Annotated in this window: 14 protein-coding genes and 1 pseudogene; 5 read left to right on the forward strand and 10 right to left on the reverse strand. The window is 65.3% G+C overall.

All coding sequences use genetic code 11. The annotated features are described in order from the left end of the window. Positions 1-123: 123 nt before the first annotated feature. Positions 124-1,047 carry a LysR family transcriptional regulator gene (locus AC1EJR_RS18955; protein ID WP_092299665.1) on the reverse strand — a complete coding sequence of 308 codons (924 nt, stop codon included), beginning with the start codon at positions 1,045-1,047 and terminating at the stop codon, positions 124-126. A 107-nt stretch (positions 1,048-1,154) separates the two neighbouring features. Between AC1EJR_RS18955 and AC1EJR_RS18960 the strand changes: the two genes are divergently transcribed. Then, positions 1,155-1,904: an SDR family oxidoreductase gene (locus tag AC1EJR_RS18960; RefSeq protein ID WP_477147391.1), complete on the forward strand. Its 750-nt coding sequence runs from the start codon at positions 1,155-1,157 to the stop codon at positions 1,902-1,904. 75 nt (positions 1,905-1,979) lie between these two features. Beyond that, positions 1,980-2,411, forward strand: coding sequence for a MarR family winged helix-turn-helix transcriptional regulator (locus AC1EJR_RS18965; RefSeq protein WP_092299953.1), 432 nt, complete (start codon positions 1,980-1,982; stop codon positions 2,409-2,411). A gap of 33 nt (positions 2,412-2,444) precedes the next feature. Here AC1EJR_RS18965 and AC1EJR_RS18970 read toward each other — a convergent pair whose 3' ends face one another. After that, positions 2,445-3,224: an enoyl-CoA hydratase gene (locus AC1EJR_RS18970; protein ID WP_454757748.1), complete on the reverse strand. Its 780-nt coding sequence runs from the start codon at positions 3,222-3,224 to the stop codon at positions 2,445-2,447. 180 nt (positions 3,225-3,404) lie between these two features. On the opposite strand from AC1EJR_RS18970, the gene AC1EJR_RS18975 reads away from it, so the two are divergent. Next, positions 3,405-4,019 (forward strand): HD domain-containing protein, encoded by a 615-nt coding sequence (locus AC1EJR_RS18975; RefSeq protein ID WP_477113547.1) that lies wholly within the window; start codon positions 3,405-3,407, stop codon positions 4,017-4,019. Here the strand turns inward: AC1EJR_RS18975 and AC1EJR_RS18980 are convergent. The 3 genes from AC1EJR_RS18980 to AC1EJR_RS18990 form a co-directional block, all read right to left on the reverse strand. Beyond that, positions 4,016-4,849, reverse strand: a complete 834-nt coding sequence (locus tag AC1EJR_RS18980) for a class II aldolase/adducin family protein (RefSeq protein ID WP_477147392.1) — start codon at positions 4,847-4,849, stop codon at positions 4,016-4,018. The genes AC1EJR_RS18975 and AC1EJR_RS18980 overlap by 4 nt on opposite strands. A gap of 73 nt (positions 4,850-4,922) precedes the next feature. Continuing rightward, the gene (locus AC1EJR_RS18985; protein WP_255370955.1) at positions 4,923-5,684 is read right to left on the reverse strand and encodes a MetQ/NlpA family ABC transporter substrate-binding protein; all 762 of its coding nucleotides are present in this window, start codon (positions 5,682-5,684) and stop codon (positions 4,923-4,925) included. 98 nt (positions 5,685-5,782) lie between these two features. Then, the gene (locus tag AC1EJR_RS18990; protein WP_477147393.1) at positions 5,783-7,033 is read right to left on the reverse strand and encodes an acyl-CoA dehydrogenase family protein; all 1,251 of its coding nucleotides are present in this window, start codon (positions 7,031-7,033) and stop codon (positions 5,783-5,785) included. Between the two features lie 299 nt (positions 7,034-7,332). Between AC1EJR_RS18990 and AC1EJR_RS18995 the strand changes: the two genes are divergently transcribed. Both AC1EJR_RS18995 and AC1EJR_RS19000 read left to right on the forward strand, forming a co-directional pair. Beyond that, positions 7,333-8,322: a fatty acid desaturase gene (locus AC1EJR_RS18995; protein WP_092299682.1), complete on the forward strand. Its 990-nt coding sequence runs from the start codon at positions 7,333-7,335 to the stop codon at positions 8,320-8,322. After that, positions 8,309-9,136, forward strand: a complete 828-nt coding sequence (locus AC1EJR_RS19000; RefSeq protein ID WP_477113550.1) for a phosphate/phosphite/phosphonate ABC transporter substrate-binding protein — start codon at positions 8,309-8,311, stop codon at positions 9,134-9,136. Before AC1EJR_RS18995 ends, AC1EJR_RS19000 begins: the two co-directional genes overlap by 14 nt. A gap of 10 nt (positions 9,137-9,146) precedes the next feature. Here AC1EJR_RS19000 and AC1EJR_RS19005 read toward each other — a convergent pair whose 3' ends face one another. From AC1EJR_RS19005 to AC1EJR_RS19025, 5 genes and pseudogenes are all read right to left on the reverse strand, one after another. After that, positions 9,147-10,094: an ABC transporter ATP-binding protein gene (locus AC1EJR_RS19005; RefSeq protein ID WP_092299685.1), complete on the reverse strand. Its 948-nt coding sequence runs from the start codon at positions 10,092-10,094 to the stop codon at positions 9,147-9,149. Continuing rightward, positions 10,091-10,483, reverse strand: coding sequence for an oligopeptide/dipeptide ABC transporter ATP-binding protein (locus AC1EJR_RS19010; RefSeq protein WP_477113569.1), 393 nt, complete (start codon positions 10,481-10,483; stop codon positions 10,091-10,093). The genes AC1EJR_RS19005 and AC1EJR_RS19010 overlap by 4 nt, the downstream gene beginning before the upstream one ends. Positions 10,484-10,561: 78 nt before the next feature. Continuing rightward, positions 10,562-11,032 (reverse strand): annotated as a pseudogene (locus AC1EJR_RS19015) (ATP-binding cassette domain-containing protein); the annotation flags it as partial. A gap of 70 nt (positions 11,033-11,102) precedes the next feature. After that, positions 11,103-11,981 carry an ABC transporter permease gene (locus AC1EJR_RS19020; RefSeq protein ID WP_477147394.1) on the reverse strand — a complete coding sequence of 293 codons (879 nt, stop codon included), beginning with the start codon at positions 11,979-11,981 and terminating at the stop codon, positions 11,103-11,105. Further along, positions 11,978-12,976 (reverse strand): ABC transporter permease, encoded by a 999-nt coding sequence (locus AC1EJR_RS19025; RefSeq protein WP_092299694.1) that lies wholly within the window; start codon positions 12,974-12,976, stop codon positions 11,978-11,980. Before AC1EJR_RS19025 ends, AC1EJR_RS19020 begins: the two co-directional genes overlap by 4 nt. Positions 12,977-12,980: the final 4 nt, after the last annotated feature.

The following is a 12,980-nucleotide window of genomic DNA, read 5'->3' on the forward strand; positions in this document are numbered from 1 at the left end:
CCGGCCATTGCGGCGAAAAATCCTGGCCTGCTGCTGGCCAGATATGAAGATCGTGKTCGTCCATCGGAGCGACAGCTCTGGCACCACGTTCAACTGGAGCCGCGTTATTCGTCCTGCATGGCCTCAGCGGCTATCGAAACGCGCAGCCAGGCGCTGTTCGCGGAACGCATCGACTACGAAATCGATGAACGCACGCGTCCTGAGCGGCAGCTGCTGCTTGTTTGGGTAATAGAGGCAGATCGGCCCGATATCCGCGTACCAGCCGGGCAGCAACCGGATGAGGTCGCCGCTGAGCAGCCAGCGTGAAGCGTGCGGCATCGGCAGCATGGCCACGCCGTGGCCAAGCATCGCTGCGTGCGCCATGGCTTCCGGGTCGTCGAAAATAAGGCGGGTGCGGCACTCGGCCAGGGCCTTCTCACCAAACGGATTGCGCAGGGTCCATGCGTACTGGCGGCCGGTGGCGACCGAGCGCCGGGCGATGCCATCGAACTGGGCCAACTCCGAGGGGTGCCTCGGCATGCGCCGGGTCGCCATATAGGCCGGCGATGCCGCGACGATCACGTGCGCGGGAGCCAATTCCCGGGCGATGACCCCCTGGCTCAGTTCGATGCCACCCCCAATCGCCGCATCGAAGCCGCCGCCGATCAGGTCGACGGGCCGGTTATCGAAATGCCAGTCCGGCACGACTTCCGGATAGCGGCCCAGGAATTCGCCAAGCATCGGCACCAGGTATTCCCGCCCGAACGCGACCCCCAAGCTCACTTTCAGCATCCCCGACGGCGCGCCGCTGCGCTCCGCCGCATGGGAAAAGGCGTCCTGCAAGTCCGCGTAGGGCGCGGTCACCTCGTGCAGAAAGCGCTCGCCGTCGGCCGTGAGGGTCAGATTGCGCGTGCTGCGATGGAACAGCCGCAGTCCGAGCCGCGCTTCCAGGCGCGCGACGTTCTTGCTGAGCGCAGCGGGCGTGACGCCCAGACGCCGCGCGGCCCCCGAGAAGCTGCCCGTTTGGGCGCTCAGGATGAAGGATTCGAGAAGACTCAGGCCTTCCATCGTCAGATCCGATACTTTTGGTTGAAATTGATGATCCGGATTATGGGCTATTCGCGCGGCAATCGTGTGTGGATACTTCACTCACCCTAACCCGATGGAGTTTCGACATGACCACCGCCACCACCTTTGCCGGCAAGGTTGCTTTCGTTACTGGCGGCGCCCGCGGCATTGGCGCCGCGATCGTCCAGCGTCTGGCGCAGGACGGCGCAGCCGTGGCATTTACCTACAAGGGCTCGACCGCCAACGCCAACGCACTGGTGGCCAGCGTGGAAGCCGCTGGCGGCCGCGCACTGGCCATCCAGTCGGACGCAGGCGATGCGGCCTCGCTCACGCGCGCCATCGACGACGCCGCGCGGCACTTCGGCAAGATCGACATCCTCGTGAACAATGCCGGCGTGCTGCTGATGGGCGGGATCGATACCTTCTCGCTGGAAGACTTCGACAAGACCCTGGAAGTGAATGTGCGCGCCGTCTTCGTCGCGTCGAAGGCGGTCTTGCCGCACATGGGGCAGGGCGGTCGCATCATCAATATCGGCAGCTGCAATGCCGAGCGCATGCCGTTCCCGGGCGGMGCGGCTTACGCGATGAGCAAGTCGGCGCTGCAAGGGCTCGTGCAAGGCATKGCGCGCGACCTCGGGCCGAAGGGCATCACGGTCAACAATGTCCAACCCGGTCCGACCAATACCGATATGAATCCGGAGTCCGGCGATTTCGGCGGCGCCCTCCATGCCCTGATGGCCCTGGAGCGTCACGCGCATCCGGCCGAGATCGCAGGCATGGTTGCCTACGTGGCCAGCCCGGAGGCTGGTTTCGTTACTGGTGCAAGCCTGACGATCGACGGCGGTTTCAACGCCTGAGCGGACGGGTTCAAGGCGATGTGCGTGATATGATTCACATGCGAACTAAATCACGACAACTCTTGCCTCAGGAAGATGCAGCATCGCCTTGTATATCTATTGAACGTTGGCCAGCGTCGACTGCAACGATGGCAGACGCGCGCAGCCGGTGGCGGGGTGACAGCGGCTCAGTCCGGGCTGCTGTTCTTCCTGGGCACGCACGACGGTGCACTGATGAGCGAGGCGGCTGCCGCGCTCGATCTGGGTGCGCCGGGCATCAGCGGTCTGGCTGACCGGACCGAAAAAGCTGGATTGATCGAGCGCCGGGCCGATGAGACCGACGGCCGGGCATCGCGCTTGTGGCTGACGGATGCAGGGCGTGCCGCGCGCCAGCGTTCCAAGACGCGCATGAAGGACCTTAATGCAAAGTTGACCGAGGGCTTCACGGAGGCGGAAGTCGACGTGGTGGCGCGGTGGCTCGCCAGCCTGCAGGAAAAGTTTCCCGTTGCCGACGACGGGGACGCGTAACCTGGGCTGCGGCTGGGGCCGCAGCGTGCACGCTTACTGCTGCGTCACCTTCGAGAAATCTGGCTTGCGTTTTTCGGCGAAGGCGGCAAACGCCTCCCTGGCCTCGGCGCTCGTCAGCCGTTCCTGGAACTTGGCGCTCTCGCTATCCATCTGGGCCACCAGCGCCTCGGCTTTACGCATCAGCGCCTTCATCGCGCTGAGGGAACCGGCCGGCTTGGCGGCGATGCGCTCGGCCATGCGGCGCGCTTCCGCACGAAGTTGATCGTTGTTGCAGACCCTGTTGGCGATGCCCCACGCCACGGCAGTCTGGGCGTCCAGCGGCTCACCCATCGCAAACATCTCGAATGCCCGGGCGTGGCCGATGCACAGCGGCATCAGGTAGCTCGAGGCCGCCTCAGGCACGAGCGCGAGATTCACGAAAGGTGTGATCAGTTGCGCATCCTGCGCCAGCAGCACGTAGTCGCAATGCAGCAGCATGGTGGTGCCAACGCCGACGGCCTTGCCGTGGACCGCTGCAACGATGGGCACCGTCGCCTTGGCCAAGGCATGCAGAAAGCGGTGCACATGACGTTCGGCAGGACCCTTTCCCGCCGCGATCGCTGCGAACTCGCTCACATCATTCCCTGCAGTGAACATGTCCCCATCCCCTTGCACCAGCAATACGCGGATGTTGCGATCGTGCTCGGCGCGCTCGATGGTATCAGCCAGCGTGCCGTACATCTGATTCGTGAGGGCGTTCTTCTTGTCCGGTCTGGCTAGCGTGATGGTCAGCACGCCGTCAGTCAGGTCGGTGCGAATTTCCGGGGTGGTCATGTCGGTCTCCATGGGTTTAAGTTCGTATGCGAAGTATATTGATACTTTGCATGCGAAGTAAAGTCCCTGCGGGTCGACGGCAAGCGGTCTTCTGTCCGCTGGCGGGGGTAGTGCCTGAAGCACGCGAAGGTGGCTGCTAGACTTCTTCCTTCCAGTGATTCTTATCGCCTCGTGTTCACCATGGACCTTTCCCACCTGGAGCGGCAGCTCGCCTTCCTGAGAGAGATTGATCGACTGAAGAGCGTCGTAAGGATGTCGCCGCTGATCGATCGCTCGCGTCGAGAAAACAGTGCCGAGCATTCCTGGCATCTCGCCATGTATGCGCTCGTGCTGTCGGAGCACGCGGCGGCGCCTGTCGACGTGGTCCGCGTCGTGAAGATGCTCCTCCTCCACGATATTGTGGAGATCGATGCCGGCGATACACCGTTCCATGATCCGTCGATGCAGGCCGATCAGGTGGAACGGGAGCGCCAGGCGGCGGAGCGGATCTTTTCCTTGTTGCCGGATGCGCAAGCCGCCGAGTTTCGCGGTCTTTGGACCGAATTCGAGGCGGCGGAGAGCGACGACGCGAAGTTCGCCAAGGCGTTGGACCGCTTCCAGCCGCTACTTCACAACGTGGCAACGGACGGCGGCACCTGGGTCGCGCCTCGGGTCAGTGAGGAGCAGGTCTTCGCGCGTTACGGGCCGACCATCGAAAGTGGCGCACCCGCCCTCTGGCAGGTGGCCGTCCAGCTCGTACGGGAACACTTCAGCGATCCGCTGGCCGGGAAAGCCGATCTTGACGGGCGTGTCTAATCGAGCAGATCGGGTTCTGCATCCACCAACCCCGCGAAGAGGCTCTCGAACGCGTGCAACGAGCCTTCATTGCCGCCCACCTGGCCATGTGTGTGCCGCGCCGTGGCAGTGTCGATCAGTTGTGGTGTGCCGGCGGCTTCGGCGAGCAGTTGCGTGTGCGCGGCGTTCTCCAGCGCGATGTACCACCAGCCCGTGGCTTYCACGGTGGGACCCGCCGTCAGGATGCCGTGGTTCTTCAGGATCGCACCTTTGTACGTCTGGCCGTTGCCCTTGTCCAGGGCCTGCGCAATGCGATCCCCCTCGGAGTTGTCCACGACCATACCGGTGAAATCATCGAACAGCACGTGGTCTTCAAAGAACGAGCACGCATCCTGCGTCAGAGGATCGAGCTTGCGGCCCAGCGTGGACCAGGCCTTGCCGTAGGTGGAATGCGTATGCGCGGCTGCTACGACGTKCGGGTGTGCCTCATGAATGGCCGCGTGGATGGCAAAGGCCGCCTTGTTCAGCGGGCGGTTGCCGACCACTGTTTCACCGCGGGAGTTCACGAGCAACAGGTCGGAGACGCGGATGCGCGAGAAATGCACGCCGAGCGGGTTGACCCAGAAATGATCGGGAAACTCGGGGTCCCGCGCGGTGATGTGCCCGGCAAGGCCGAGCGCGAAGCCCTGGCGTGCAAAGAGGCGGAAAGCGCCGGCAAGACGCTCCTGACGGTGCCGACGCTCGGCCGCCACGCTGGGGCGCTCAGGTAGCGGGTCGAACCAGAATTTCTGCCGCGGTTCTGGGTTGGGCGTGAAAGACGCCCGGTGTTCGAACGGAAAGACGGAGTTCATCGTTGGACCTTTGCGGCGATTCCCGCAGGCAATTCGTTGTCATTCACGCAGATGTCGCTGCGCGTCTTCGGGATCAGAATGCAGGGATGATCGACCCCTTGAACTGGGTGTTGATGAAGTTGCGCACTTCGTCGGACTGGTAGGCCTTGACCAGTCTGGCCACCCATGGCTTTTCCTTGTCTTGCGGGCGCGTGGCAATCAGATTCGCGTAGGGGCCGCGTGCATCCTCGATCGCAATGGTGTCCTTCTGCAAGGACAGTCCGGCCTGGTAGGCATAGTCGTTGTTGATCGATGCCGCCGCGAGGTCAGGCAGCGCACGCGGCAACTGCGCGGCGTCGAGTTCCACGAGCTTGAGCTTGCGCGGATTCTCCACCACATCGAGCGGCGTCGCGTTGACGCCGTTCTGGCCTACCCCCACCTTCAACTTGATCAGGCCGGCCTTTTGCAACAGCAGCAACGCGCGATTGCCGTTCGACGGATCGTTCTGGATGCCGATGCGCGCGCCTTCCGGCAGTTGATCAATGCTGTGGTACTTCTTGGAGTAGATGCCGAGCGGCGCCGTGATCGTCAGGCCAGCCGGCACGATCTTGTAGCCACGCGTCTTGATCTGGCTGTCGAGGAATGGCTTGTGCTGGAACGCGTTCGCATCGAGATCGCCAGACGCGAGCGCCTCGTTGGGCTGCAGGTAGTCGTTGAATACCACGACGTCGATCGTCAGGCCGTCCCGGGCGGCCACTTTCTTGACCACATCGAAGATCTGCTCCTGGTTGCCGGCCGAAATGCCAACCTTGATCTTCGATTTTTCCGGTGCGCCCTGCGCCGAGGCAGATCCCATGCCCCCGGTCACGCCGATGCCAACCCCAAGCGCCACGATGAGGGCGCGCGTCCATGTTTTCATTGTGAGAGTCCCTGATTGATGTGAGTTGCGAGGTGCTAAAACAGACCCGTGGTAGGTGGGGGCTGATCCTTGAGCAGCCAGGCGCCTACGGCGGCGGATTTCCACTGGCGCGGATTGTGATTCGCCACGGTGCGTGCATTGCGCCAATGCCGATCGAGGTTGTAGGTGCGATCACACGCCGATGCGCCCCCGACGTCGAACACGTACTCGGCACTCTTCAATGCGGCGCCTACGGCGAAGTACTGTGCCTGGGCCACATCGATGGACGCCTGCGTCAGCGAGGCATCGCTGAGGTGGTCGGCCCACGCGGCGTCAATGGCGTCAGCGGCGCGCAGCGTGGCCGCTTCGGCCGCGTAGACTTCGGCGGCAATCTGGCCGATGGTCTCCTGCACGTAGGGGTCATCCACCGAACGCTCGGCCGAACTGTGCTTGATGGGCCGCGCCTTGTTGCGTGCGAACCAGATCGCATCGTTCAACGCGTTGCGTGCGATGCCGGCCTCGGTAGCGGCGAGGAAGAGCTGGAACACGGGCGTGACGGGATTCCGGCGGTCCCGCGGAACATGACTGCGGCGGACTTCGTCCGGCTCCACTCGCATGTCCGTAAAGCGCGTGGTACCGCTGGCGGTGAGGCGTTGTCCGATGGTGTCGAAGTCATCGACGAGTTCCATGCCCGCGCGTTGGCGTGGCACCGTGAAATGAGTTTCCTGCCCGGTCTCGTCCAGGGCGATGGACGTGACCCAGTCCGCGTACAGTGCCCCGGTGCTGTAGTACTTCGTGCCGTTGACGACGTGATGGTCGTCGTTCCGCACGATCGTCGCCCTGACTTCGCCCTGCTTGCCACCGCGTTCGATGCCGCCATTCCCGATGATCTGGCCAGACAGTAAGCGGTTGAACCAGCGGTCGCGTTCGGCTTCGTTGTCCTGTCCTGCCAATATCCCTTCCACGAGGCCGAAGTTCGGCCGCAGAGATTGAGCGAGATTGGCGTCGACCGCCGCGAGGTCGATGACGAACTGGATCGTGTCCCGAATGCTGCCACCCGGGCCGCCATATGCCTTGGGTATCCTGAGCGTCAGCAGGCCAGCGTTCGCGATCTTTCGGGCGAGCGCAAAGGGCAGCTCGCGCCGGGACTCACGCGCGCTGGCCTCGGCCGCGATCTCGGGCAGCAATGCCCTCGCGCGCTCGCGCAGCACGGCGACTTCCCCGGCCGGCGGTAGCGCTTCGCCGCGCGGGGCAGGGTGCGGGTTGACGGCCGYGTCGCGCGGCGCCAGCGTATCGATAGTTCCCATGTCGTCATCGTGGTTCGGGGCCACTCAGGGTAATCAATACGGCGGGAACGGCGAAGCACGATATCCGCATGTCGATATCGCTTGCGCGTGCGATTCATATGCGAAATCCGGCTGTGCGGTGGCGCGTGGGAATGCCGTCACGGTCGCCCACCGGCGTCGGGTGAATGAGCTCATGAGGAATACGCCGGGAAGTGCTCCGACACCGGGCACGCGCATATTCATATGGTCATTCAATCGTTCCGGTCCAGCGGCTCATGCCCGTAAGCTGAACGTCCATTTCCCGTTGCATCACAGCATTCATGGCCACCTACCTCGACAACAGACAGCGCGCCGAACTGGCCCACGCCGCCCGTCATTGGCTGTGGCGATCGGAATTGCCAACCTGGCTGCTGATCGTTGCCGTCTACGCGTCGTGGTTCGGCGTGGCGGTCAACGCCAACCGGATCGGGCTGCCGCTCGCCTGCGTGCTGCTGACGTTGGCGACCACGTGGTTCCTGTCACTGCAACATGAACTGCTGCACGGCCATCCCACCCGGCTGCCGTGGCTCAATGCCCTGCTAGGCGCCGCACCACTTGGCATCTGGCTGCCATACGGCATCTACCGGCGCTCACATCTGGAGCACCATGCTGCGGACCTCACCCATCCGGATGGCGATCCGGAAAGCTACTTCCTGTACGCCGGTGACTGGCACGCAGCCGGGCCGCTGGTGCGCAGGCTCTACGCGGCGCGCAATACGCTGACAGGGCGTGTGTTGCTCCAGCCGGCGTTTGCCATTGCCTCGATTGGCGCCGATGCCGTGGGCCGGGTTCGCCACGGCAACTGGGAGGATGTGCCGACGTGGATCGCCCATCTGCTGGCGCTAGGCGTGCTGCTGGTGTGGCTCGATACCTCCTGCGGGATGCCGGCGTGGCTGGTGCTGGCGGGCGTGGGATACCCGGCGCTGTCGCTTGCCGCGATCCGTTCCTTCCATGAGCATCGTGTGGATCCGCCGTTTGGCGCGCGCAGCGTGATCAACGATGCCGGATGGGCGTGGCGGCTCCTGTTCCTGAACAACAACTATCACCTCGTGCATCACGATCTGCCAGCAGTGCCATGGTTTGCGCTTGCTTGGGTCTATCGTCGGCGTGCCGGGGACTACCTGGCGCGCACGGACGGATTCCTGGTGCGCGGCTATCGCGAATGGATCTTTCGATACGCGTTGCGTGCCGTGGCACCGGTGGCGCATCCGGTGTATCACGCCCCGGCGGAGCGCCCCAGGGACGCAGGAGGACACCATGAGCGCACCTGAACGCTGGGTGGCCGCACTGCCGATGTACAACGTTAGCCCCGCCTTGCGGGAAGACTGGCACGCGCTGCTGGCTCGAATCGCGGAACGGCTGGCACGAAGCGATACGCCCGTAGCGTTGTCCGTCGTGGAGCCGGGAGAGCGCGCGGAGGCGCTGCACGCGTTCTGGCGCCGTGACGACGTACTGCTGTCGCAGACCTGTGGTTACCCGCTGATCCGTGGCCTCGCCGGCCATGTTCAATTGGTCGGGACGCCGAGTTTCGCGGCGCGCGGATGCGTGGGGCATCGCTATACCAGCGCGATCATGGTGCGTGCGAAGGATGGCCCTGCCACGTTGACAGACTGCCAGGGCATGCGGGTGGCATGCAACGATCGCACATCTCATAGTGGCATGAATGCGTTGCGCCACGCCGTTGCGCCACTGGCGCGCGACGGGCGATTCTTCGCGCACACGGTCTATACGGGTTCGCACCTGTGCTCGCTGGCGGCCGTTGCGGAAGGTGAGGCGGACGTGGCGGCCATTGATTGCGTCACGCTGGCCTTCGCGCGCGAGCACATGCCGGCGAAGCTGGAGGGCCTGCGCCAGATCGGCGAAACACGTGCTGTGGCGGGGTTGCCCTTCATCGCCTCGCGCCGGGTGGGGCAGGCGCTCCTCGACAATGTCAGGCTGGCGCTGTGCGCGTGCCTGCGCGAGGACGCCGCACTGTGCGCACGGCTACGGCTGCGCGACCTCGTGCCCGCCACGGTGGCGGACTACCTGCCGCATGCGCAGATGGAAGACGAGGCGCATCGCCGTGGATACGCCGAGTTGCGATGACGCCCTGCCACTACGCAACGTGGCAAGCTACCCAGTGACCCGCGTCACGCTCCCGCAAAACTGGTGCGGACTCGCGGCATTGTGCGCTGGCATACGCGCAACGGGTGTGAAAGCGGCAACCTGCCGGCGGCGCCAGTGGGCTGGGCAGTTCCCCCTCGATGACCGCGCCGGGACGCTCGCGCGCTTCGCGGCGCGCCGAAGGTGCCGAAGCGATCAACGCACGCGTGTACGGATGCAGCGCTGAATCCCAGACCGCATCGCGGGGGCCCTGTTCGACCACCTGCCCCAGATACATCACGGCGATGCGGTCGGACATATGGCGCACCACGGCGAGGTCGTGCGAGATGAACAGGTAGGCAATGCCGAGCGTGTCGCGCAGGTCCAGCAACAGGTTCAACACCTGGGCGCGGATGGAGACGTCGAGCGCGGACACCGCCTCGTCACAGACGATCAGGTCCGGTTCGAGCATCAACGCCCGCGCAATCGCCACGCGCTGACGCTGACCGCCAGACAGCTCATGCGGCAGCCGTGCGGCCATATCGGCATGCAGGCCGACCTTGTCGAGCATCTCCGCCACGCGCGCGCGCCGCGCTGCCGAAGCGCCCCGACGATGCACGATCAGCGGCTCCTCCAGCGCCCGTCCCACGGTGGTGCGTGGGTTCAACGAGGCGGCGGGGTCCTGGAACACCATCTGCAGGCGCGTACGGATCGTATCGAGCGCGCTGCCGCGCCGCGCGCCAATGTCCTCGCCATCGAGCAGCACGCGGCCGGTATCGACGTCCGTCAGGCGCATGGCCACGCGTGCCACCGTGGATTTGCCGCAGCCACTTTCGCCGACGAGGCCGAGCGTCTCGCCACGTGACACGTGGAGCGAAACGTCGTCAAGGGCCCGCACGACACCTGCCTGGGTATGGAAATGCCGCGTGACATTGCGCAGCGCAAGCAACGGCTCGGTCATGCCGCCACCTCTTCGAGAACGGGGATGCTGCGCACCGGCAAGCTCAGCGGGGCATGGCACGCGGTTTGGCGACCGCCTTCGCGTCGCAGTGTTGGGATCTCCGTCCGGCATCGGGGCAGTGCGTGTGCGCAGCGCGGCGCGAAGGCGCAGCCTGGTGGCATGGCGGACAACGGCGGTACCGTGCCGGGGATCTCCGGCAGCCGCGCGCCGGGCGGGAGCGCCTCGATGGCGAGGGAGGCGAGCAGGCCCGCCGTGTACGGATGAGTGGGGTGTGACAGCAGGTCGCCCACATCACCGTGTTCCACGATACGGCCCGCGTACATGACGGCCGCGCGGTCGGCGGTCTCCGCCACCACGCCGAGGTCGTGCGTAATCAGCAGCATCGCCATGCCGGTCTCCGCCTGGAGACGCTTGAGCAGCGCAAGGATCTGGGCCTGGGTCGTGACGTCCAGCGCGGTGGTTGGCTCGTCGGCAATCAGCAGGTCGGGCTCGCAGGCCAGCGCGATGGCGATCATTGCCCGCTGCCGCATGCCGCCGGACAACTGGTGTGGATAGTCGCCGGCGCGCGCGGCTGATGATGGCATGCGAACCTGCTCGAGCAGCCCCACCGCGCGTTCGGCAGCCTGCGCGCGCGTTACCTGCCGATGCAGGCGAATCGCCTCGGCAATCTGGTCGCCGATCCGCATCACGGGGTTGAGCGCAGACATCGGCTCCTGGAAGATCATGGCGATCCGGTTGCCACGGATGTCCTGTATCGCACGTGCGTCCAGCGCCAACAGGTCCGTGCCATCAAATAAGGCCTGTCCACCCGCAATCCTTGCCGTGCGGCGTGGCAGCAGGCCCATGATCGAGTAGGCCGTCACGGACTTGCCCGAGCCGCTTTCGCCAACGAGCGCCAGCGTCTCGCCGCGATCGATGTGCAGCGAGACGTCGTGCAGCGCGGTGACGGGGCCGTTGGCGGTGGTGAAGGTGGTGCGCAGCGCGCGCACATCGAGCAGCGTCATGGCGTCAGCTCCGTCGTTGGCGCAGGTGGGGGTTCAAGGCATCGTTGAGACCGTCACCGAGCAGGTTGAAGGCCAGCACGGTCAGCACGATGGCAAAGCCGGGCAGGCCACAGATGTACCAGGCGTCCACGACTTGTTCGCGCCCGCTGCCGATGATCGTGCCCCAGCTCATGACGTTGGCGTCGCCGAGACCGAGGAAGGCCAGCGAGGCTTCGGTCTGGATCGCGGTGGCAACCGTGAGGGTCGCCATGGCGATCACGGGCGGCAGCGCATTGGGCAGCAGTTGCGTGACGATGAGGCGCGTGTGGCCCATGCCGATGGTCTCGCCGGCGAGTACGAACTCGCGCTCGCGTAGCGACAGGAACTCGGCGCGTACCAGCCGCGCGGTGGCGGGCCATGACACCACGCCAATAGCCAGCACCACGGTCGTGATGGATGGCTTGAAGATCGCCACCAGCACCACGGCGAGGACAAACTTCGGCACCGTCTGGAAGACTTCGGTCAGCCGCATCAGTGCCGCATCGACGCGTCCACGGAAATACCCGCCGATAGCGCCGACGGCAATGCCGAGGGTGGCCGCCAGCGCGGTACTGACCAGTCCGATCAGCAGCGAGACGCGCGCGCCGGCCGCCAGCCCCGTGGCGAGGTCGCGCCCCATGAAATCGGTGCCAAGCGGGTGGGCCGGGTCCTCGCCGGGCCACAGCATCGGCGGACCTGCCATTTCCCACKGGTCGCCCGGGAACACAACGGGCCCCACTACGGCAGCAAGGACGACGATCAGCATCAGCAGCGCGCCGAGCGAGACGGCCGGATGTCGCGTGATGGTGCGCCAGAGCGCCCGCGGACGGGATCGGGCGATAACGGAAGCGGTCGCTGCAGTCATGGCCGTGCGCCAGTGCGGACCACGGCCACACGCGGGTCAATGGCCGCGTAAAGCAGATCGACGAAGATGTTCACAACGATGACCAGAAGCGAACTGAGCAGCAGGATGCCGAGCAGCAGGTTGAAATCCCGCGCGAGGACCGATTCGAACGCAAGCCGCCCCAGGCCCGGCCAGCTGAAGACCGACTCGACGAGCACCGCCCCACTGAGCAGCGAGGCCACCTGATAGCCTGCCATCGTCACCAGCGGAAGCAAGGCGTTGCGCAGCGCGTGGACGAGCGTGACGCGGATCTCGCCAGCGCCCTTGGCGCGCGCGGTGCGCACGAAGTCTGCGCCGTCCAGTTCCAGCATCGCGGTGCGTACCAGGCGCGTGTAGACCGCCAGATAGAACGTTGCCAGCGTGCAGGCCGGCAGGATGGCGTGGCGCGCCACATCGCCGAAGTAGGCCAGCCCCGTATGGGCGGCGCTGACATCGGTCATGCCACCGGACGGCAGCCAGCCCAGTCGCGCGGAGAACAGCACGATGGCCATCAGGCCGAGCCAGAACGTTGGCATGGCGTAGGCCACCAGCGTTCCCAGCGAGATGAGGCGGTCGGGCCAGCGATGCACGCGCACGGCGGCCACGACGCCGAGGGCAATGCCAAGGACCAGCGCGATGCCCATGGCGAGCGTCATCAGCAACAACGTGGCCGGCAGGCGGTTCACGATCAGGGTGAAGACCGGCATGTTCTGGCGGTACGAAAAGCCGAGATCCAGCGTGGCGATCTGTCGCAGGTAATGTGCGAGCTGTAGCCACATCGGCTGGTCTAACCCGAAGTTCGCGCGCAGTTGGGCCATGGTCTCGGGCGTCGCCGCGCCGGCCTCGCCGGCCAGCACGTCGACCACATCGCCGGGCGCGAGCTGGAGGATCACGAAGTTCAGCAAGGCAATGCCAAGCACCACGGGTATCACCTGCAACAGGCGCTGGCGCAGGAACACAAGGGCGGGGCGGCGCATGCGC

The organism is Cupriavidus sp. 05T42 (genome assembly GCF_056396345.1).

Bases quoted from the DNA above. Each gene is read 5' to 3' on its own strand.
- AC1EJR_RS18955 (WP_092299665.1), bottom strand. From the start codon at position 1,047: ATGGAAGGCCTGAGTCTTCTCGAATCCTTCATCCTGAGCGCCCAAACG.
- AC1EJR_RS18965 (WP_092299953.1), top strand. From the start codon at position 1,980: ATGCAGCATCGCCTTGTATATCTATTGAACGTTGGCCAGCGTCGACTG.
- AC1EJR_RS18970 (WP_454757748.1), bottom strand. From the start codon at position 3,224: ATGACCACCCCGGAAATTCGCACCGACCTGACTGACGGCGTGCTGACC.
- AC1EJR_RS18975 (WP_477113547.1), top strand. From the start codon at position 3,405: ATGGACCTTTCCCACCTGGAGCGGCAGCTCGCCTTCCTGAGAGAGATT.
- AC1EJR_RS18985 (WP_255370955.1), bottom strand. From the start codon at position 5,684: ATGGGATCTGCCTCGGCGCAGGGCGCACCGGAAAAATCGAAGATCAAG.
- AC1EJR_RS18995 (WP_092299682.1), top strand. From the start codon at position 7,333: ATGGCCACCTACCTCGACAACAGACAGCGCGCCGAACTGGCCCACGCC.
- AC1EJR_RS19000 (WP_477113550.1), top strand. From the start codon at position 8,309: ATGAGCGCACCTGAACGCTGGGTGGCCGCACTGCCGATGTACAACGTT.
- AC1EJR_RS19005 (WP_092299685.1), bottom strand. From the start codon at position 10,094: ATGACCGAGCCGTTGCTTGCGCTGCGCAATGTCACGCGGCATTTCCAT.
- AC1EJR_RS19010 (WP_477113569.1), bottom strand. From the start codon at position 10,483: ATGGCGATGCTGCTGATTACGCACGACCTCGGCGTGGTGGCGGAGACC.
- AC1EJR_RS19025 (WP_092299694.1), bottom strand. From the start codon at position 12,976: ATGCGCCGCCCCGCCCTTGTGTTCCTGCGCCAGCGCCTGTTGCAGGTG.